Origin of the sequence: Lactobacillus johnsonii, from assembly GCF_014058685.1 — a bacterium.
GTDB lineage: Bacteria > Bacillota > Bacilli > Lactobacillales > Lactobacillaceae > Lactobacillus.
The window spans coordinates 92,005-113,129 of sequence record NZ_CP059055.1; the positions used below are offsets into that span (position 1 = coordinate 92,005).

The 21,125-nt window shown below is 34.7% G+C and carries 20 protein-coding genes, 2 tRNA genes and 1 riboswitch; of the genes, 9 read left to right on the forward strand and 13 right to left on the reverse strand.

Annotated features, from left to right (window positions below):
* Positions 1–4: 4 nt before the first annotated feature.
* From H0I41_RS00365 to H0I41_RS00395, 7 genes are all read right to left on the reverse strand, one after another.
* Entirely contained in the window at positions 5–1,363 is a 1,359-nt protein-coding gene (locus tag H0I41_RS00365; RefSeq protein WP_086874552.1) for a conjugated bile salt MFS transporter, read from the reverse strand.
* Between the two features lie 301 nt (positions 1,364–1,664).
* A complete protein-coding gene (locus H0I41_RS00370) occupies positions 1,665–2,525 on the reverse strand; it encodes a lysophospholipid acyltransferase family protein (protein ID WP_011161298.1) in 861 nt (286 codons plus the stop codon).
* Positions 2,522–3,472: a glycosyltransferase family 8 protein gene (locus H0I41_RS00375; protein ID WP_004896235.1), complete on the reverse strand. Its 951-nt coding sequence runs from the start codon at positions 3,470–3,472 to the stop codon at positions 2,522–2,524. Before H0I41_RS00375 ends, H0I41_RS00370 begins: the two co-directional genes overlap by 4 nt.
* Positions 3,473–3,484: 12 nt before the next feature.
* Positions 3,485–4,435 (reverse strand): glycosyltransferase family 8 protein, encoded by a 951-nt coding sequence (locus tag H0I41_RS00380; RefSeq protein ID WP_135014532.1) that lies wholly within the window; start codon positions 4,433–4,435, stop codon positions 3,485–3,487.
* A 25-nt stretch (positions 4,436–4,460) separates the two neighbouring features.
* Positions 4,461–5,285, reverse strand: coding sequence for a glycosyltransferase family 8 protein (locus H0I41_RS00385; protein WP_004896233.1), 825 nt, complete (start codon positions 5,283–5,285; stop codon positions 4,461–4,463).
* Between the two features lies 1 nt (position 5,286).
* Entirely contained in the window at positions 5,287–6,063 is a 777-nt protein-coding gene (locus H0I41_RS00390) for a 1-acyl-sn-glycerol-3-phosphate acyltransferase (protein WP_034525303.1), read from the reverse strand.
* 67 nt (positions 6,064–6,130) lie between these two features.
* Positions 6,131–6,203: transfer RNA gene (locus H0I41_RS00395), tRNA-Lys, on the reverse strand.
* 224 nt (positions 6,204–6,427) lie between these two features.
* Here H0I41_RS00395 and H0I41_RS00400 point away from each other — a divergent pair.
* Positions 6,428–7,705 (forward strand): ISL3-like element ISLjo2 family transposase, encoded by a 1,278-nt coding sequence (locus tag H0I41_RS00400; protein ID WP_182094552.1) that lies wholly within the window; start codon positions 6,428–6,430, stop codon positions 7,703–7,705.
* A 105-nt stretch (positions 7,706–7,810) separates the two neighbouring features.
* Here the strand turns inward: H0I41_RS00400 and H0I41_RS00405 are convergent.
* Positions 7,811–7,883: transfer RNA gene (locus H0I41_RS00405), tRNA-Lys, on the reverse strand.
* Positions 7,884–8,009: 126 nt separating this feature from the next.
* Here H0I41_RS00405 and yycF point away from each other — a divergent pair.
* The 7 genes from yycF (at position 8,010) to rlmH (ending at position 15,840) form a co-directional block, all read left to right on the forward strand.
* A complete protein-coding gene (gene yycF, locus H0I41_RS00410) occupies positions 8,010–8,717 on the forward strand; it encodes a response regulator YycF (RefSeq protein WP_135014108.1) in 708 nt (235 codons plus the stop codon).
* A gap of 46 nt (positions 8,718–8,763) precedes the next feature.
* Positions 8,764–10,614, forward strand: coding sequence for a cell wall metabolism sensor histidine kinase WalK (gene walK / locus H0I41_RS00415; protein WP_011161302.1), 1,851 nt, complete (start codon positions 8,764–8,766; stop codon positions 10,612–10,614).
* Positions 10,604–11,932, forward strand: a complete 1,329-nt coding sequence (gene yycH / locus H0I41_RS00420; protein WP_135014107.1) for a two-component system activity regulator YycH — start codon at positions 10,604–10,606, stop codon at positions 11,930–11,932. The genes walK and yycH overlap by 11 nt, the downstream gene beginning before the upstream one ends.
* Positions 11,922–12,743 carry a two-component system regulatory protein YycI gene (locus H0I41_RS00425; protein WP_086874555.1) on the forward strand — a complete coding sequence of 274 codons (822 nt, stop codon included), beginning with the start codon at positions 11,922–11,924 and terminating at the stop codon, positions 12,741–12,743. The genes yycH and H0I41_RS00425 overlap by 11 nt, the downstream gene beginning before the upstream one ends.
* 5 nt (positions 12,744–12,748) lie before the next feature.
* Complete coding sequence (locus H0I41_RS00430) at positions 12,749–13,546, forward strand: MBL fold metallo-hydrolase (protein ID WP_086874556.1); 798 nt, start codon at positions 12,749–12,751, stop codon at positions 13,544–13,546.
* Between the two features lie 83 nt (positions 13,547–13,629).
* A complete protein-coding gene (locus H0I41_RS00435) occupies positions 13,630–14,850 on the forward strand; it encodes a S1C family serine protease (RefSeq protein WP_053106806.1) in 1,221 nt (406 codons plus the stop codon).
* 510 nt (positions 14,851–15,360) lie between these two features.
* Positions 15,361–15,840, forward strand: coding sequence for a 23S rRNA (pseudouridine(1915)-N(3))-methyltransferase RlmH (gene rlmH, locus H0I41_RS00440; RefSeq protein ID WP_004896221.1), 480 nt, complete (start codon positions 15,361–15,363; stop codon positions 15,838–15,840).
* On the opposite strand, the gene H0I41_RS00445 is transcribed toward rlmH, so the two are convergent.
* Genes H0I41_RS00445 through H0I41_RS00455 form a run of 3 tightly spaced genes read right to left on the reverse strand, consistent with a single transcriptional unit; the run spans position 15,841 to position 18,390 of the window.
* Positions 15,841–16,494: an energy-coupling factor transporter transmembrane component T family protein gene (locus H0I41_RS00445; RefSeq protein ID WP_135014106.1), complete on the reverse strand. Its 654-nt coding sequence runs from the start codon at positions 16,492–16,494 to the stop codon at positions 15,841–15,843. It lies immediately after the preceding gene.
* Between the two features lie 11 nt (positions 16,495–16,505).
* Positions 16,506–17,852: an ATP-binding cassette domain-containing protein gene (locus tag H0I41_RS00450; RefSeq protein WP_086874558.1), complete on the reverse strand. Its 1,347-nt coding sequence runs from the start codon at positions 17,850–17,852 to the stop codon at positions 16,506–16,508.
* Complete coding sequence (locus tag H0I41_RS00455) at positions 17,827–18,390, reverse strand: ECF transporter S component (RefSeq protein ID WP_011161310.1); 564 nt, start codon at positions 18,388–18,390, stop codon at positions 17,827–17,829. Before H0I41_RS00455 ends, H0I41_RS00450 begins: the two co-directional genes overlap by 26 nt.
* Before the next feature lie 50 nt (positions 18,391–18,440).
* Positions 18,441–18,531, reverse strand: a riboswitch (TPP riboswitch).
* 95 nt (positions 18,532–18,626) lie between these two features.
* Between H0I41_RS00455 and H0I41_RS00460 the strand changes: the two genes are divergently transcribed.
* Positions 18,627–19,553 carry an AraC family transcriptional regulator gene (locus H0I41_RS00460; protein ID WP_086874560.1) on the forward strand — a complete coding sequence of 309 codons (927 nt, stop codon included), beginning with the start codon at positions 18,627–18,629 and terminating at the stop codon, positions 19,551–19,553.
* A 34-nt stretch (positions 19,554–19,587) separates the two neighbouring features.
* Here H0I41_RS00460 and htpX read toward each other — a convergent pair whose 3' ends face one another.
* Positions 19,588–20,478, reverse strand: a complete 891-nt coding sequence (gene htpX, locus H0I41_RS00465) for a zinc metalloprotease HtpX (RefSeq protein WP_135014105.1) — start codon at positions 20,476–20,478, stop codon at positions 19,588–19,590.
* An 8-nt stretch (positions 20,479–20,486) separates the two neighbouring features.
* Complete coding sequence (locus H0I41_RS00470) at positions 20,487–21,044, reverse strand: LemA family protein (RefSeq protein ID WP_011161313.1); 558 nt, start codon at positions 21,042–21,044, stop codon at positions 20,487–20,489.
* Between the last annotated feature and the right edge of the window lie 81 nt (positions 21,045–21,125).

Below are 21,125 nucleotides of genomic sequence, written 5' to 3' on the forward strand. Positions count from 1 at the left end.
CTAATTATTTATCTAAAATAATATTTGGCTTGTTCACAACAATATTTTTTTGAATTTGTTTAATTTTAATAGCTGCAAAAATTAATAATATAAAACCAATTGCAACAAAGAAGATGGTGGACCACCAAGCAGTTGTAAAGCTAGTAGCACCTTTGATAACGCCAAATAGGGGAGCTCCAATAGCAAAACCAATTGCATAGGCTAAGCTAATATAACCTAAGTTAACTCCTTGTGCTTTGGCACCAAATAAACTCTTGGCCATGAAGGCAGGTCCGGACATATAACTAAAGACAGATAAGCCGCTCGTAACAGCCCAGCCCATACCAGCATATAAGTTGATGCGGGCGCCATAGGGATGGGTACTAATGAGGATCATCATTAAAATGGCGATAATTAACATGATACCGGCATAAGCCATTGATTTAGCCGTACCGAATTTATCAAATAGATAACCGCCAGAAATGTTACCAATAATACCAGCAATCCCGAAGACTGAGCCAATCATGCCGACTTCGGTTAAAGATAATTTAGTATCTAAAAAAGCTGCATAATCTTCATTTAAAGAAGCTAGTCCTAAACCAATAATTAAAAAGCCGATACTAAAGATCCAGAACCACTTCATGTGAAGAACTTGCTTGCCGCTCCAACCCTGAAATTCATGAGCATGCTTTTGAGCAGCTTCATGCCGATTCTTTTTAATTTCTTCGGCAGAAGCTACGTCTTCATCCTTCTTTGGCACTCTAATAAAAGCGGCAATTATTAGACCAACGACTAAAAGAGCAACGGCAAAAATATAGAATGGAGCCATGGAAGTTAAATGACCAGTCTTAGTATTACCAGTCATAAAGTGCTTCAAAATTGCCTGGGTAATAGGCTGTAAGAAAATATCCCCAATTGATCCCCCACAAAAGGCTAATCCAAGAGCAACACCGCGGCCCTTAAATGGAAACCAGTGATTGATAATCCAAGGAACACCTTGACCAGAATAAAAGGTTGAACCAACCATACAAATAATTCCGGCTAAATAGAAACCAGGTAGTTTCGTACTAATTCCAAAAATTACATATGCTCCGGCTGAAAGGCAAATACCAATCAAATACAAAATTTTAAAATTAACTTTCTGTAAAGCTTTACCAACCATTGGTGAAACTAGAGACCCTACGACAGCCCCAAAAGTAAAAATTAAGGTATAAGAAGCCAATGTAAAGTGAAAAGTATTAACCAGAGGGTGAACAAATAAAGGTTGGATTAATTGAGCAATTCCGTAAGGGATAGCTTGAGTTAACATACAGAGAAATACCATAAAGTATTTATAGCCTTTACTGACCACCTTGTGCCCATCGCTTGGTAGATCGTTTGACATCGTATCTCTCTTCTTTCTGATAAAATACTATTAGCTTTATAAGTTATATATTATTAAACACGTGAGCTTTGACTATAGCCACTTATATTGTCGTCTACTTAAGTAAGTAAATCAAAAATAATGACTTATTATGTTATTTAATGTATGTAATAAAAACCTGTCTAACTTTCCTAGAATAAAATGAATTACAAAAGGAAAAAGATTGATTATCTTTGCTATTAAGCATCGATATATCAATCTTTTTTAGTTCGAACAGATAGACTTAGCGGTAGGTAGAAATTTTTACATTAGGAAAGAATTATTAATCTTTTACATAACCCGCAATGTCATCGTAGTCAAAATCATAGTTTAATTTCTTACCGTAGGCTTTTTCATAAGCCCTTTTCTTTTGCATATAATCAATGTCCCGCATTCTTTTAGCGTTTTGATCAACTGTAAGGCGATCAACTGGGTAGATTGTCGGTAAGACGTGAAGAATATAGCGTGTCTTGTGGAATTCTCTACTATTTTTTTCCATTTCTGGAAGATCTTGAATTTCTACAAAGCAGGAGATAATCGGTACCTTAGCCTTAGCTGCGTAGTAATAAGCACCTTTTTGAAGGGGGCGAGGTTTACGGTAGTCATACCACATTTCTTGTTCAGGGTAGATTAAGACCCATCCCTTTTTATCAAAGACTTTCTGCAAGTGCTTTGGAAATTCTCGCCCCAAGTATTGGTAGCTTTGAACAATTGGAATAGCATTAATGTTATTCATTAAAAAGCCGAAGAAACCTGGCAATTTTAGGTTGGAGTCTTCAATTACAACATAGAGCTTTTTATGGCAGCGATTAGCTAATTTTTTAATTGGCAGGCTATCAGTTTGCTTAAAGTGATTAGTCGTTACAATTGCACCATGTTGCGGTCCTTTAGCTCTTTGTTTGTCTTTGATTTGGGTATGAGCCATTAAGACTAAAGTATCAAGATTGATAATAGTTTGGGCGATAATATTTTTAAATTTATGGCTCAGCTTTTTTTGTTGTTTCCAATAATCGTTAACTAGTTTGATTCTTTCATCTTTAGTAAGAATCGGATCGCCCAATTCAACTTTAGCGTGCATTTTACCTTTTTTAACGGCTGCTTTGATATTTTCGATAACTTGTGCACGATTTTCGCCGATAATCATAGTTTAATCCTTTCGCCTTTCGCTTTTACGTGAGCCCAATTATTGGGATCAACGACGGTGCTATCTTCTTTTTCAAGCATATGATCTAACTTAGCTCGATCTTCGGTACGTTCTTCATCAGTATAATTATCTAATTCAGCATGTAATTCTTCATAGAAGGGTGTTTCTTTAGCGTACTTCCAGAAGTAATCTTGATATTGAACATTATCAAAGTGCCATGGCTTAAAGAATAAGTTATAGTGAATTAAACCTGGATTAGGAAGGGGTTCTGTATTTTCATTAGGCATTGCATCCCAGCGAGGATCAAGATGCAAGATTCGGCCATCGCCAATTTCATTCAAATAGTCTTGATCTGGAGCAATACAGTCAAAATGATACTTCTCAAGCAAGTCCATAAAATGAGGAATAAAGCCTTCATCTCTAAAGGCCTTAGAATTTAAGACGAGCATTCCAGAGTTAATATACTTTTTAGGATCAAGGTCTAGGACATCTTTGATATATTTCACCATTTTATCTACATATTGAATAGAAGAATCAGTACATGCGCCAAATAAATTATTGCCTAATTCTGTATTGTATAGCTTAGCAATGTCATCAGTGACTACTGTATCGCTGTCGATGTAGATTGCCTTATCGTATTGCGGGAAAAGATCAGGAATGAAGAGGCGGTAAAAGATAGACATGGTGAAAAAGTCAGCTCGAAGATAATTTTCTTTTCTATCTTGGATCGGCTTTACTAATTTCTCATCAATGTGGAAGAATTCAACGTGTACATGGTCATTACCCAAAGCTGCCAATTGATCTTGGTGTTCTTTAGATAGATCTTGGTTTAGAAAGATAACTGTGTAGTCATTTTCTGGATTAGAATTCTTAACTAATGAATTTAAAGATACTGCAGCGTATTTAGTAAAGTCATCGCTAATACTATAAAAAACTGGAATAGTCATTTTAGTGCCTCTTTATATTTTTACGGACGTAGTCTTTTTAACTTTTGCCCAAGTTACATCTTCATTTTTAATTTCATCGACTTTTTTAATCATCCAATCAAGATCAGCGCGGGCTTTTTTACGATCTTCATCAGTAAAGCTGTCCAATTGTTCTTTTAGCTCATCATAGTATGGGGATTTTTTAGCAACATCCCAGAAATATTGACCATATTGAACATCTGCAAAGTGCCATGGCTTAAAGAAAAGGTTGTAGTGAACGATTTTTGGATCTTTGATTTCATCCATATGTTCATTAGGCATTGCATCCCACTCAAGCGGTAAGTGATAGATCTTATCTTCACAAATTTCATTCATATAAGCTTGGTCAGGATCAATATTGTCAAAATGATATTTTTCAATTAATGAATAGAATTTATCAACGAATTTTTTATCTCTAAATTCTTTCATATTGAATAAAATCACACCATTATTGGTGTATTTTTCTGGTGGGAAGATGCCTTGGCATTCCTTAATATAAACTTGTAGCGGTTTAATAAATCTAATTGACATATCAGGGACACTCGCAAACATGTTATCGCCAATTTCAGTATTGTAGAGTTCAGCAATATCAGTGCAGATAATTGTGTCGGCATCTAAGTAAACGGCCTTATCATATTGCGGGAAAAGATTAGGGATAAAGAGACGGTAGAAAATAGACATGGTAAAGAATTGTGCTCGTAAATAATTTTCTTCACTATTGTGAATTGGAGCTACCATTTCATCATCGATATGGAAAATATTAACATGAACATTTTCAGTTGAAAGATCTTCGAGACTCTTTTTATGTTCATCACTAATACTTTGGACTAAAAGAGTGATTGTATAGTCCTTCTTTGGATCAACATGATCAATTAAAGACTGAATCGAAACAGCTGCGTAAGGTGTGTAATTATCACTAATTGTGTAAAAAACTGGAATAGTCATTCTCAAACTCCATCTATATAATAATTTAGCGCTGCTTTAAAAGCGGCTTAAGTTCTGTGTACTGCTTAAGTAAATCATCATATTCATGTAATTTCAAGACGCTATGAACACGTTCTACATCCCAAGGTTTAACTGTTAAAGTGTGGAAGTAGGGTTTAAAGCGAAAGCTAGTAGTAAAATGTTGGATTTTTGTATCAGAATGGAGCCGGTACTGTTCGTTGTAGCAGCGAGGAGCAATTCTTTTTTCGGTCGCAAGTTTATTTAAGGCAGATTGGTCGGGAAGGAGCATTTTTTTATCGCTCATTTTTTCTCGAACTTTTGCAAATAATCTTGTCTTTTTAATTTCATTCATATTTAAAAGCAAAACTCCGGAGTTAAGGTAGTCAAAAGTTTTGTGGCTGTGAAGATTATGGAAGAAAAAGCGACCCCAGAAATCTAAAACACCAACTAATTCCACATTAGTTAAGTCTTGGTTATAAAAATCACTAATATCCTTACGTACAATAATATCGTCATCTAAGTACAAGATGCGATCAGGGATTTGTGGAATTTGGTCCGCAAATAATCTGAGCATGGCATAAGGTGTGAAGCGAGTTTCCATGTTAGCGCGAGGAGGTTCTTTTTTGAACAACTCAGTACAGTCAATTAATTCAGCAGTGTTGTTTGGATCTTTTTCTTTAATGATTTTTTTGATTAAGTTAAAAGCTTGCTCATCAAAAGCTTCATATCCTTCTGCCTGCATAGTTAAGATATAGAGGTGCAGGGGAGCGGAGGTATTTTTTAATAAAGATAGAGTTGCAATTAAAATACCATCTTCGGCGTGAGAGTCGCCGCAAAACATAATATTCATTTTAGTCTCCAATTTCTCGTTTTTGATAGTGATAATATTGATAGTCGCTATTCTTAGATCGCTTTTTTAATTGCTCGAATACTTGATCATGGAGCTTTTTTTGTTGCTCTTTTTTGGTCAAGGTAGAGTCCGGGAAGAAGGGACCATCAATATAAACAGTAATTTTGGGATGCTTGCCAAATTTGCGTTTTTGATAAGTTGTCGTCATTACAAAACTTGCCTTATTTGCCTGAACTGGAAAATTAAAGCTAGTTTCTGGAAAGGACCGAATGCTGGTATAGTAAGGCCAGACATGAGCTTCTGGATAGATTACAATATGAGCATTTTCTTTAGTTAAGGTTTTAACAGCTTTAAGTAATTTAATAGCTTGTTTAATATTTTTGCCGACTGGTAGACCTCCATAGGGCAGGAGCGTTTTCCCAATAACTGGAATTCCCCAATTTGCTTGATTAGCAATGGCATAGTAATTTTTCCAGCCAAATAAGGTTAGGGGCATGAAGACGTCATTAACCATTTGGGTATGATTTCCGTAAATAAAATATCCTTCATTTTTATATTTAGATAACTTATCCTTACCTATTACTTTGACATGCATTATGCCATAAGTAAAAAGATAAGCAAAACCAGCAGCTAAAAAACGCATCAGATAATTAAGTGGAGTGTGTTTAATGATTTGGTAATTGTCTGGCAAGGTAAAGTCTTGTCTTTTACTTTCAACAACGTCATCGGTTGTGGAATTGTAGTAGATAGTATGATGTTTAGATGGTTTAGTATTCATGATATTAATTATAGAAAAAATTTAGAAACAAAAAAAGACATCGCAATTGCGATGTCTTTTAAAAATATGGGTGGTCAGGGGATCGAACCCTGGACCCACGGATTAAGAGTCCGTTGCTCTGCCAGCTGAGCTAACCACCCATTGGATAACCAACAGATACTATTATGCCAAAAAAAAATAAAAATGCAAGAACTTTTTTTGAGAAAATTGATATAAATTAAATTGGCTGTATAATTTTTCCTCTTGATGAATATCTATGATATTCTATCGACAGGATTTTTTTACGTAAAAAAAGAGGCCATAGTCCTCTCTTACTTAAAATCCTTCTTCGACCAATTCAATTAAGTGTATGGAGATTTAAACTATGTCCTCTTTAAATGATTATATTAAATTTACTCTTGATATTGAAGATAAAAACATTATTTTTTCTGATTATTCAAATGAAAATATTAACGGTAAGATTTACAAAATATATTTAGCTGAGCTGATCCAGCCTACTTGTCCTTATTGTCGTTCTACTAATCTTAAGCATAACGGTCATTACGTCTCTAACGTTCGTTTCATTACTGCTGATGCTAGTAAGCCCGTTACTATCAGATTAAGAAAACAACGTGTTCTCTGCAATTACTGTTTAAAAAGATCTATGGCTCAATCTAATCTGGTTAATAAAGGCTGCTATATCTCTAACACTTCTAAGCGAAAAATACTTTCTGCTCTTACTGAAGATCGTTCAATGACCAGCATTGCTAGAGAACATAATGTATCTGTCAACACGGTTCAAAGAGTATTAGAAGTCTGCTCTTCTAAGTTCTATGATGCCTTTGATCATCTCCCTGAACACTTAGCTTTTGATGAATTTAAGGGCGTAGGCAAAAAGCTTCACTTTATTTGTCTAGATGGTGATACTCACAAAGTTGTTCAAATTCTTAGAACTCGTTTCAAACCTGATATTCTACGCTATTTTTACAAGTTCACTCCTAAAGCTCGTGCAATGGTTAAAACAGTAACTATGGATCTTAATTGTTATTATCCTTTAGTTGCTAGAGAATTATTTCCAAATGCTCAGATAGTTATTGACCGTTTTCATATGGTTCAAATGCTTACTAGATCGTTTAATATTTTCAGAGTTCAAATCATGAAGCAATTTAATAAAAGAAGCCGTGAATATAAGCTTTTAAAGTCCCCTTGGAAGCTTTATCTCATGAAATATGACAAACTTAATAAGACTACTCCTTATTACGACTGGCATTTTAAGGACTGTCTAACACAGGAACATGTTGTCTTAGATGGTTTAGATTGTGACCAAACCTTAGAAAATACTTATTGGGTTATGCAGGACTTTATGACTGCTATTCAGGATAACGATGAAAAGAAAGTTATCCATCTACTTCATTCAAAACAAAATGTTGGTAAACAAATGCATCAAACTCTATTAACTTTTAAACGTAATTATTCTGGTGTCCTAAACGGTATTACCTCAACTTATTCTAATGGTTGTCTTGAAGGAGTTAACCGTAAGATTAAACAAATTGAACGTACTGCTTATGGCTATAGAAATTTCAAACATTTATTAATTAGAATTAGACTCGAAGAAAATATTATAAAAGAAAAGGAATCAAACAGCTATTTCTTAGCTGCTTAATTCCTTCTTAAAATTATCCATCAACAGGATTTGCAAAAGAGCCATTAAATTGAAGAAAATTAGAAACAAAAAAAGACATCGCAAATGCGATGCCTTTCAAAAATATGGGTGGTCAGGGGATCGAACCCTGGACCCACGGATTAAGAGTCCGTTGCTCTGCCAGCTGAGCTAACCACCCATTGGATAACCAACAAATAGTATTATGCCAGTAAAGTAAAGAAAGTGCAAGCTTTTTTTTGCATAAGTTTAAAAAAAGTGGGGAAAACAGTATAATATAGTTATTAATACTGAGGAGGCATCATTTATGCCAAAGAAGATTTTAGTCGTTGACGATGAAAAACCAATTTCTGACATTATTAAATTTAATCTGGCTAAGGAAGGCTTTGATGTCGACACTGCATACGACGGCGAAGAAGCTGTTAAAAAAGTTGAGGAATATAATCCCGATTTAATGATTCTTGACTTGATGTTACCAAAAAAAGACGGCTTAGAGGTTGCACGTGAAGTGCGCCAAACTCATGATATGCCAATTATTATGGTAACGGCTAAAGACACTGAGATTGATAAGGTGTTAGGTCTTGAAATGGGAGCAGATGATTATGTTACTAAGCCTTTTTCTAACCGAGAATTAGTTGCTAGAGTAAAGGCAAACTTGCGTAGACGTGACTTGACTCAAAAAGCTACTGAAGATGATGAAGACAAAAATATTACCATTGGCAATCTTGTGATTATGCCTGAAGCTTATATGGTTGAAAAAAATGGTGAAAAAATTGAATTAACGCATCGTGAATTTGAATTACTTCATTATTTAGCACAGCATATGGGACAAGTAATGACTAGAGAGCATTTATTACAAACCGTTTGGGGCTATGATTATTTTGGAGATGTTAGAACTGTGGATGTAACTGTGCGACGCTTACGGGAAAAGATCGAAGACAATCCAAGTTCACCAACGATTTTAGTTACCAGACGTGGAGTAGGATATTACGTTAAAAACCCATCAGATGAATAAGGATCAAAGTCACTAGTGATAGTGGCTTTTTTTGCAATTAGGACCAATGAAGAAAATAAAAAGTGTACTAAATTCTATTAATTTTAAAATCGCAATCATTTTTATGTTGCTACTACTAGCAACGATTGAAGTCGTTGGAGCTTCTTTTACTAGACAACTTGAACAAAACTCAATTCAAAATTTTGAGTCTTCAATTCAAGTCCCAAACATTATTACTAACCAAATTGCCAGTCAATTGAGTAGGGCAAACAGTAAGAGTGCTAATCAGCAGCTAAGCCAGATTATTTCAAACTATAATCTCGGCGATATTAGTCAATTAATGGTAGTAGATAATAAGGGCGTGATCCGAGCTGTTTCAAATGTTAATGATCAGAATCGAATTGGCCAGCGGACTAGTAATGCGGATATAAAAAGCGTGCTTTCAAATGGAAAACAAGTTTCTAAGGTAATCAATGACAATGGAAACTATATGGTGCAAATTTCACCATTAACATCTGCTAATGGAACTAATACGCCTGTGGGAGCTATTTATGTAAGAGCAAGTTTACAGGGTGTATTCAATAATTTACGGCAAGTTTCTATTTACTTTTTGATTGCCTCATTAATTGCGGCTGTTTTAGGTGCAGTAGTTGCCTTGGTAATTTCCCGGGCCATAACTCGGCCGATTGAAGAAATGCGTAAGCAAGCTTTGCGGGTCGCAAATGGAGATTATTCGGGACACGTCCGGGTTTATGCGCAAGATGAGTTAGGGCAATTAGCTGAAGCATTTAACACTTTGTCGGTACGAATTGAGAGAACTCAAGAGATTTCTGATAGTGAGCGAAGACGGTTAGATAATGTTTTGACCCATATGACAGATGGGGTTATTGCGACTGATCGTCACGGAAATATTACTATCATTAATGAAACTGCCTTAGACTTTTTAGGCAAAACTGAAAAAGATGTTATTGGAAAACCGATTACTAATTTGCTTGGCTTAAAAGATGTTACAATTCAAGATCTCTTAAGTACGCAACAAGAATTAGTTGTGCGCGTAAATGACAATACAAGAGATGAAATGATTTTACATGCTAACTTTTCTTTAATTCAGCGTGTAACTGGCTTTGTTTCAGGTCTAGTTTGTGTTTTGCATGATATTACGCAACAGCAAAAAAATGAACGGGAACAACAGCAATTTGTGTCTAACGTTTCACATGAACTTAGAACCCCATTAACAAGCTTAAGGGCATATGTTGAAGCCTTAAATGATGGGGCATGGAAGGATCCAAATATTGCACCTCAGTTTTTACATGTTATCCAAGATGAAACTGAGCGAATGATTAGGATGATTAATGATCTCCTTAGCTTATCAAGAATGGATCGTGGTGTAGCCAAAATGGACTTAGAGTGGGTTAACTTAAATGATTTTGTTAACCACGTTCTAAACCGTTTTGATATGATGCTGAAATCTGATACAGATAAAACGCATAAAAAGAAGTATTCAATCAAGCGTGAATTTCCTCATCAAGCTTTATGGGTAGAAATTGATACTGATAAGATGATGCAAGTAATCGATAATATTATGAACAATGCGATTAAGTATTCACCTGATGGGGGCGTTATAACAGTTCGCCTTCTTCAAGCTCAAAAGCATGTCATCTTAAGTATTTCTGACCAAGGATTGGGAATTCCAAGAAAAGACTTAAATAAGATTTTCGATAGATTTTATCGTGTTGACAAGGCTCGTTCTCGTAAGCAAGGTGGAACTGGACTAGGATTAGCTATTTCTAAAGAAATAGTAGAAGCACACCATGGCCGGATTTGGGCAGATAGTGCTGAAGGTTCCGGATCAACTTTCTACATTTCTTTGCCATATGAAGCAATTAGTGAGGAAGGAGAAAACTGGGATGAGGTTTAAAGATAAAGTTTCTAGAGTGGCACTGCGTGTTAGCTTAATTGCAATGGTTGTCTTATCAATAATTTTATCGGCTGTCATTTGGGGATCAGATGCTCGATTTTCTAGAATTGAAGAAACATCTAATCAAACGCAAACTAAGGATCTAGGTCAACGTTCTTTAAGAGACATCTATCTACCAACGCAAACTTTTTATTTTAAAAATAAAAAGATGTATCAAGTCTATGATACAAAGAACAATTTACCTTTGGAGTTTTCTAAATTAACTCAGTCTTTAAGACCTCTCTTGCCAATCCGAATCTGGTCTAGTCAAACTAAGTATGAAAAAATGTTGAGAAATCCAAACTATATTCAGCTAACATACCCAGATCAGATAACGATCTCATTATTTTTAACTAATGTAAGAAAAAATGATAGTCGGGAATTTAATCGCATTTTTGTCTCAACGACTTCTAGCGACTACATCTATCTAGGTAATGATGAGAACCATACACTCTATTGCATTCGTTTAAACGATGTCTCATTTAAGACCCTAATTGAGCATATTAGAAACGCTCAAACTCAAATGCCAGTCACTCTTGAAAAGGTGCATGATGACTATTTACCTTTCTATGAAAAAAATCTAAGCTTACCAGTATATAGCTACTTAACTAATGAGGAATCTGATTCATATTTTGTTTATCGTTTGTTAGGATCAAATAATCCTACCCAGCATAGTAATGGCGATACGATTACATACTCTAATGGAGTATATGAGCGTTTAATTGCTGCTAAACATACTCATAATTATGAATATATTGATTATCAACAAGATCAAATTCCTAAGACAATTAGTCGTAAATTAAATGATAGTTTATATTTCGTACGAAAGATTGGTTTATCAGAACCAGATTTAAGATTCTTTGATGCGGATGATAATACAGTTATTTATCAAAATTATGTCGAAGAATATCCAATCTTTTTACCAGGAAAATATAAGATGCGAGCACAGGTGAAATTTGCATCTAATGGGATGACGATTAACTTCAACAGTTTAGACTTACAGATTCCAATCCCAACTAATGGGGAAAAGAAAACTTTAATTCCAACTACTGTAGCCATGGATGAGTTATACCAAAAGGGATATTACCGAAAAGATATCGAAAGAATTATTATTGGCTATACGGCTAAATCTTCTAACAGTAAAAATAAGAAACTAGTAGATTTAGAGCCTGCTTACTATGTAAAGATTAACAAGCAGTGGAAGACCTTAGATGAGTGGCTTAATACAAATAATCAGTTAGACAATGCAGGAAAGGAGGGACTAGTAGATGGACTTTAAAAGAATTGAATGGATATTTTTAATTGTATTTATCGGAATTAATATCTTTTTGGGAATTGAATTATGGCAAACGCCAACTCTCTTATCTGCTGGTTCTACTCCGACTCAGACTGATATTAAGAGCGAAACAAGTGCTGATCAGATTACTATTCCAAAGGTTAACGATAAACAAGAAGATGGATATTATTTGGCTGCCAAGACTGATAATTCTTGGATCAAAAAAGCTACTCAGCAGGTAAAGGGACAAGTAGAAAATAATTCAAGTGAAAATCTTATTTCTGTTCATTTAGATAAGCCAATTACTTTATCTAAAAATAAAAAAGAAGCCCTGAGACAAGTGATGCGTTTTAAGGATGACAGCCAAAATGTATATCAAGGTAAAAATTATACTTACCTTTCAGAATTATCTGAGGGGGACGATTATATTTTTAACCAAAAGACTAAATATGGAGAATTCTTTGCTGCAACAGCTCGGCTTCATATTATTGTAAAAGATAATCAAATTATTTCTTATTCACAAAGTTATGTTGATTACTTAAATCCTGTTCGTGAACGCCAAAATACAATTAGTTCAAAAGCAGCCGTAGACTCTTTATATACATACAGTGAATTACCAAATAATTCTAAAGTTATCTTGTTGAAGCAAGTTTATACTAAATTATTAACAGTTAAAGGAAATACCATTTATATTCCAACTTGGTTAGCAGCAATTGAAAATAATACTTCTAAGACAGTTACCTTGAAGCGGGTAAACGCATTTACAGGAACAATTATTCAAAATAATGTTACGACTGATGATTTTAAGGAGTGAAAAATGTGAAAGTATCAGTTTTATCAAGCGGATCAACAGGTAATTCTACTTTAATAGAAACTGAGCAACACAAAATTTTGATGGATGCAGGTTTATCTGGAAAAAAGACCAAGGACTTACTAGCTCAAGTCGGAGTTGATATTAAAGATATTGATATGATTTTCATTAGTCATGACCATACCGATCATTCAGGGGGCTTAGGAGTCTTAATGAGACGGTATCCACAAATTTCAGCTTATGCAAATTCAGGTACCTGGAATTATTTAATTGAAAGTAAGAAAATCGGTAACTTGCCTGTTGAACAGATCAATACTTTTGAATCTGGGGTAACGAAAACTTTTGGTGACTTAGATGTGACTAGTTTTGCTACTAGTCATGATGCAGCTGAACCCCAATATTATGTTTTTAGCAGTGGCGGTAAAAGATTTGCTTGTTTAACGGATACGGGATATGTTTCAAGCAATGTTAAAGGCAAAATTAAGGATGCAGATGGCTATTTAATGGAATTTAATTATGATGATATGATGCTTAGAAATGGACCGTATTCTTGGTCTTTAAAGCATCGAATTATGTCAGATGTGGGACATCTTTCAAATGATCAGGCAGCTGATACGCTACTTGATGTTGTTTCTCCAAAAACTAAAAACATCTTTTTGGCCCACCGTAGTCAACATAATAATACTCAGTATTTAGCTCATGAGACTGCACATGATTTATTGGTTGCAGGGGATGCAAATCTGCCCGCAGATGTTAAAATTATTGATACCAATCCACTAGAAGCCGGATCACTCACAGAAATATAATTTTTAGCAAATAATTTGACTTGAATTCATAAAAAATTCAAAATTTGTGATTAGGCTAGAGTGAATAGAAAAGGAGAATTTTTATGGCAGAAAATAATACTAAGAACTCTAATAAGCATAATGCTCTAATTAAAACTGGTATTGTAGGAGTGGTTGCAGGATTACTCGGTGGTGGAGTAGCTTATGCAGGTTTGTCTCAAATTAACGGACAGAATGCTCCACAAACAACTGTTGCGCCAACAGCTAAGGTTGAGAAGTCTAACAGTAAGAACAGCAGTCAGATGACTAATGCCTTTAATACGGTAAAGAATTCTGTTGTTTCTGTTGTAAACTTGAAGAGACAAAGTTCTTCTTCAACTAGTGATCCATTTGGTATTTTTGGGTCGGATAGTTCCAGCTCTTCAAAGAAGAATTCTAAATCAGATTTAGAAACTTACAGTGAAGGTTCTGGAGTTATTTACATGAAATCTAATGGTAAAGGCTACATTGTAACCAATAATCACGTGGTTTCTGGAAGTGATGAAATCCAAGTTATTTTAAGTGATGGTAAAAAGGTAACGGCTAAAAAAGTCGGAACTGATGCAGAAACAGACTTGGCTGTCTTAACTATTGATGGTAAATATGTTACTCAAACTGCCCAATTTGGTTCATCTAAGAACTTAGAGCCAGGTCAACAAGTAATTGCTGTTGGTTCTCCACTTGGGAGCGAATATGCAACTAGTGTAACTCAAGGTATTATTTCTGCTAAGAATAGAACAATAGATGTAACTAATTCATCTGGCCAAGTAACTAATCAGGCAACCGTTATTCAGACTGATGCAGCTATTAACCCCGGTAATTCAGGTGGTCCATTAGTTAATATGTCTGGCCAAGTAATTGGTATTAACTCAATGAAATTGTCTTCTTCTAGTGATGGGACTGCCGTTGAAGGAATGGGCTTTGCAATTCCTAGTGATGAAGTTGTTTCAATTATTAATCAATTGGTTAAGAATGGTAAAATTACGCGTCCTAAATTAGGCGTAAGAATTGTATCTGTTGATGAATTAACAGAATATGGCCGCAAGAAACTTGGTTTGCCTGACAGTGTTAAATCTGGTGTCTATGTCGCTAGTGTGACCAAGAATGGTAGTGCAGAGAAGGCTGGTATCAAGGCTCGTGATGTAATTACGAAGATTGATGGCAAAGATGTGGATAGCGTTGTTTCACTACATACAGCTCTTTATGCACATAAGATTGGCGATACAGTAACCCTTCAAGTGGTTAGAGATGGAAAATCACAAGATATCAAAGTTACCTTAAGTTAATTGAATATTATTAAATAGAGATAAAAAAGCTATGATTATACGATTTGTAAGCGGTAATCATAGCTTTTTCTTAATATTTAAAGTGTGAAACCTAATAAAGTTCGTATTTTAAAATTGTCAAGATCTTAGAATTATCGAATAGATTGTGGGAAAATGTGGAAAACTCTGTGGATTGTGCATAAGTTGGCAATAATAAAAATAAAAATGTGGAAAACTTGTGAATTGTGTGTAAATTAAGTCATGATTTTATAAAAGTTGAACGGCTGTTCAAGCCTAGTCTGTAAGGGATAGAGCGAAAAGTTTGGAAAATTAATCAAATTTATAAAAATGTGGAATAAATTTTGTAAAAAAGTTATCCACTTTTTTATAAACCACAATTTGTTGAGAGGTAATTGAGTAAACCACTAAATATAGTTTTTAGTAATCCACAGCCAGGGGAAAACTCATGTGGACGCTATGTCAATTAGGGGATAAAATAAAAAGCTAGATGTGTGAAAGGGATAAATTAGCATGAATATAAAAATTGTCTGTGTAGGGAAATTAAAGGAAAAGTATTTTAAAGACGGAATTGCAGAATATGTAAAGAGAATGAGTCGTTTTGCAAAAGTAAAAATAGTTCAAGTTCCAGATGAAAAAGCCCCCGAAAAACTAAGTCCTGCTGAAATGGAACAGGTCAAAGAAATCGAGGGAAAAAGAATTTTAGATAAGATAAAAGATAAAGAATATGTTTATGTAACTGCAATTAAGGGGAAAGAGCGAACTAGTGAGGCTTTTGCGAAAGAGTTATCTAATTTAACTACTTATGGGCATTCTGACATTACCTTTGTTATTGGAGGAAGTCTCGGTACAAGTGACGCAGTAAATAAGCGAGCAGATGACTTAATCAGTTTTGGTAAATTTACAATGCCTCATCAATTAATGCGCTTGGTTTTAATTGAACAAATTTACCGTGCATTTATGATTAATAGCGGCAGTCCATACCATAAATAATTATTTGAGAAGAAACAAGATTGGTTGAAGTAGTACTATGATGCTACTAAAAATAAGCCAGTCTTTTTTTGTTAAGGCGATCGGAACAATTACACTTCTTTCTTTGTCTTCACGATAGCCATGTGAAATCATTCCATCAGCTAAACTATTAGACCAAGAAATTGCGGCTAAAATTGCTTTAAAATATAAGGCCGGTGAGTAGAAAGATAAATGGTAGTGTCTCATATCCCCAACTAGGCGGATTCGATTCACTTCGGCATGAATTTTGGGAATAACATTAAAGGCAGCTAGAGTTCCATAAGCAAACTTACTAGGTAATTTAAAATTTTGTTCTAGTGAACGAGCTAGAGCAAGAAAAGAAGTCGTTTCAGTGAAAGCAGCTCCTAAAAAGACATAGGCGTAAATTCTCGTAAATAAGACACAAGCTTGATAAAGACTGCGACTAGGAGTGAAGTAGTAAATTGTAATAAAAACTACGGAAGCCGCAAATAAAGGAATGATAAATAATAAAAATAGCTTCTTAAGATTAATGTGCTTAAACAGAAGATAGATAAGACAAGCCCCGATAATAATGAGGTTTGCTCCTAAATTAGGCACAAGTGATATTTCCAGAGAAATAATTAAGATTAAAAATAATTTTAGTTCGGGATTCATTTTATTTACCCCTATTTAGCGTAGAAAAGTTGTTGGTCTTTTAAAACAAGATGATAGTCACATAGATTTTGAATCTGATCGAGCTGGTGACTAATTACGATTAAGCTATGGTTTTCATCTAAGAAGTAGTTCTTTAGTAAAAAAATGACTTCTGAGACGCTTTTTTGATCTAAACTACTAAATGGTTCATCTAGTAATAAAACGTCCGGATAGGCCATTAACATGACGAGAATTTGAAGCTTCCTTTTTTGACCACCAGAGAGAGAATAAACGACTTGTTCATCCATATTTTCTAAATTAAGTTTAGTTAGGATAGACTGAAGTTTAGACTCATTTAGAGAAGGATTTTGATTGTATTTTAAGCTAAAATCTAATTCTTCTTTTACCGTAACATTTAAGAATTGGTCGTCTGGATTTTGAAAAATTTGTCCTACTTTTGACAAATAAGGGCGGCGACGCCATTTTTTAACCTCTTTATCTTTAAAGAGTAGTTCTCCCTGATAAGTAATAACCTTGCTTAAGGCCTTAAATAAAGAAGTTTTACCACTACCATTCTCTCCAGTTAAGAGGGTTGCTTTCCCAGAATAGATTTTTAAATTAGTTGAAGAAAGTAACTCTTTTTCTGGAAATGATAGTGAAAAAGAATTAAAAGAATATACTGATTCTTGCTTTGTATGAGGAAGAGAAAAATTGGTTACTACTTCTTCTTGAGAAGGTAGAGGAGTAGTTTGAATTCTTTGATTTTTGATAGCAAAAATTTTGGGATCGATTTTTTCATAATTAGCAAAGTTATGATCACTAATCAAAATCGTTTTACCTTCTTGATGGAGTGAATCTAAGCAGTTAAGCAGAAAATTTCGATTATGAGAGTCGCAATTAGCAAATGGCTCATCTAATAAGAAGAGGTCACTTTGCATTGCAATTAAGACGGCTAAGGCTACACGCTGCTTTTCACCGCCTGAGAGATGAAGGAAGGGACGGTCTAACAAATGCGAAATATTTGTTTTATGGCTAACCTCATCGATAATCTTTTGAGCAGTAACTCGATCAATTAGTTTATTTTCTAAAGCAAAAATTAACTCTTCTCTTGGTGTTGCCATGGTGAATTGACGATTAGGGTCTTGAAAGACCATACCCCAATTAGTAAATGGCTGATTTAAAGAGCCAGTAGTAATTTTGCTGTTAGAAGTAGGTTCAAGACCAGCAACTAATTTTAAAAGGGTAGATTTTCCGCTGCCACTTGGACCCGTTAATAAGATAAAGTCGCCTTGGTTAATAGTAAAATCTAAATTCTTAAAAATTAATTTGTCTTGGTATTGAAAAGAGAGTTGGTTAATTTTGATTTGTTTGGATGACATGAGCTTTTTCTAAAAGATTTACGATTAATTTTACTAATACACAGGTAAATAAGAGCATGGAGATCCAGCGAACTACAAAGTAGAGAATCATATTAAAGGTTGAAAAATAGCTATAGCCATTTTTTATGAAATCGTACAAATAAGTGATAATGGTTGTGGTCGTAGCAGATAAGAAAAGCGTAAACCAATCATATCGACGGTAGCTAGTAAAGGTAAAACCTAATTCACTACCTAGACCTTGAACGGCACCAGAAATTAAATTAACAGCTCCCCACTGTTCCCCAGCAATCAATTCAACGCAGGAGCCTAAGAATTCTCCTAAGAAAGCAGAGCCAGGGATGCGAACAAGAAAGCCTGCTAATGGTCCTGCCATACACCAAATTCCCATCATAATGTCATTAGCTAACATCCCATAGCCGATTGGAGTAAGGAGAGCTGTTAGGGCGTTATAGAGGCCGTCACTAGCTAAATAAATAAAACCAAAAATAATAGCAATTAAGGCAATTAAGATGATATCTCTTACATGTAATTTTTTCATTTTTTCCTCCAAAAATAAAAAGCCACCTCAAAGAGGTGACTTAAATAAAAGTCTAAAAATAGTCATTTTCCCTACGCTGATATTAATCAAACAGGTTCAATGGGTATATTCTCAGCCCGATAGGCACCCCAGATGTATTTACAGTTTAAGCTTACGCTTAATAAGACTAAAAGACAATTAAAAATAATAAAAAGGTTATAATTAAAACAGAATAGAATCAAAGGGGACTGATTGAGATGGCAACAGCGACATTAAAAAATTATTTATTAAGTTTAATGCAAAATAATCAAGCTAGTGAAGTAGAGCTTCGAACACAGAATTTTTTGTCCTACCATCTTTATTTAGAGGGGATGCATTATGACTTTATTGAATATCAGTCCGGAAGTAGTCAATTAATATATTGCCTTGCAGGTAAATGTGAAGTACAGGTAGGGAAGCAGTCTTTTTCTTTAACAAGTGGAAACATCTTATTAATTGAAAAAGATAGCGCGTATGCGATCAAGCTTAGTGACAAGAATACAGTAATTATAAAATTTAAGCTGACCAGCAATTTTTCATGGGAAGAGCAAATAGAAAACGTAACAATTGATACTCCCACTGAGGAGAAACTAAGTACCCTATTTTTAAAGAATTTATCTCAGGATAAAGCCTTTTTGTTCACGACTACCTCAGTGATGTGGAGTAGCCAAAATATCAGAGAGATAGTGCAAGATGATCTTAATCATGCGGCATTTAATAGCACAATTGGATTAGAGTTACTTAAAGTAGTGATTTTGCGCAATTTACGTGAGCAGAACTTTAAATTGAGTGAAAGAAGAGAAAATAGCTTTAAGGATGAGACACTAGATCAGTATATCGACCAACACTATAATGACATTACTCTAGCAGAAGCGGCTAAATATTTTGGTTTTAATCGAAATTACTTCTCTACAATGGTAAAAGAAAAAACTGGTAAGAGTTTTGTGGAACATGTTGACGATCGGAGAATGAGAGAGGCTAGAAGATTACTCGCTAAGCCAAATGTATCGTTAAAAGAAATAATCGAAACTATTGGTTATTCAAGTAAGTCATTTTTCTATAAAAAATTTAAGCATTATTATGGAATGACACCAGCAGAAATGAGAAAGAGATTATTTAGAGAAGCGCATATTAATTTGAAATAGGTATGTAAAAAGGGATGCAATTGCATCCCTTTTATTACATATTTTTTAATCTCTTAATTCGATCCGCAGTAGATGGGTGAGTATCAAAGAGTGAGCTTAACCCACGATTATGAAGTGGATTTTCAATGTAGAGCCCAGCACTTGATGGATCTGGATCTTTCATTGGCTCACTGTTAGAAATCTTCTCTAAAGCTGAAATTAGGCCTTGTGGATTCCTAGTAAGTTCTACTGAGCCCGCATCAGCCAGATATTCTCGATTACGAGACAGAGCCATTTGGGCAAGTCCTGCAGCAAGTGGTCCTAAAATTAGGGTAAAAACAATTGCTACTACCTTAAAAATTGCTTCTAAAGGACTTGAGTCTCGGTCATCGCGGTCTGAATTGCCGCCCCACCACCAAATGCGAGAGGCGAAGTTAGAAATAAAAGAAATTACTGCTGCTAGTGCAACTCCAATAGTTGAAACTAAGATATCATAATTTCTAATATGAGAAATTTCATGACCTAAAACGCCCTCTAACTCACTTCTATTTAATCGTTCTCGTAAGCCAGTTGTAACGGCAACATAACTATGCTTAGGATCTCGTCCAGTCGCAAAAGCATTCGGGCTTGGATCATTGATAATAAAAACTCTTGGCATCGGAATTTGTCCAGCCAGAGCCATATCTTCAACAATGTGCCAAAGTTCTGGATCGTCTTCTTCATGAATCTCTCGGCCGTGATTCATGCTCATCACTAGGTTTCCAGGATTTTGAAGAACAATAAAAAGATAAATTAAACTACCAATAAGAGCAATGGCGATTCCGGAAAAAGGTTCGCCATTAATTAAGTATCCTAACCCACCACCAACAAGAGCTAGAATAATAACGAATATAACAAGCAAAAATGCTGTTTTACGCTTATTGCGTGCTATTTGTTGATAGAGCATTAATTAACCTAAAATTTGACTTGAGGAACGGCCTTTTCTTCAGTTGGTGTTTGAAGATAGTCCATTTTCTTAAAGCCATGCATCTTAGCTACTAAGTTAGATGGGAAAGTTAGTAACTTCTCATTAAACATAGCAACTGTTGAGTTATAAAGTTGACGTGAGTAGGCAATCTTATTTTCAGTATTAGTAAGTTCTTCTTGAAGTGCTAAGAAGTTTTGGTTTGCTTTTAAGTCAGGATAATTTTCAGCTAAAGCAAAAATACTCTTCAACGAATCAGTAATTTGATTAGAAAGTTTATTAGCTTCTTCGTGATCAGAAGCTGGAAGATTTACTAATTGGTTTCTTAATGAAACTACTTTTTCTAAAGTGCCACTTTCGTGCTTAGCATAACCCTTAACTGTTTCAACTAAGTTAGGGATTAAGTCATTACGACGCTTTAATTGAACATCAATTTGACTCCAGGCTTCATCAGCATGAACCTTAGCCTTTTGTAAGCCGTTATAGATGCCAATATAAATAGCTACCAATAAAATTAAAATAATGATAATAATCCAGGTTAAACCCATAAACTGAATCCTTTCTCTATATCATAAATATTAAGCTAAAAAGGTTAGGAATATTGTACCAAATAACAGAAAATTAAGACA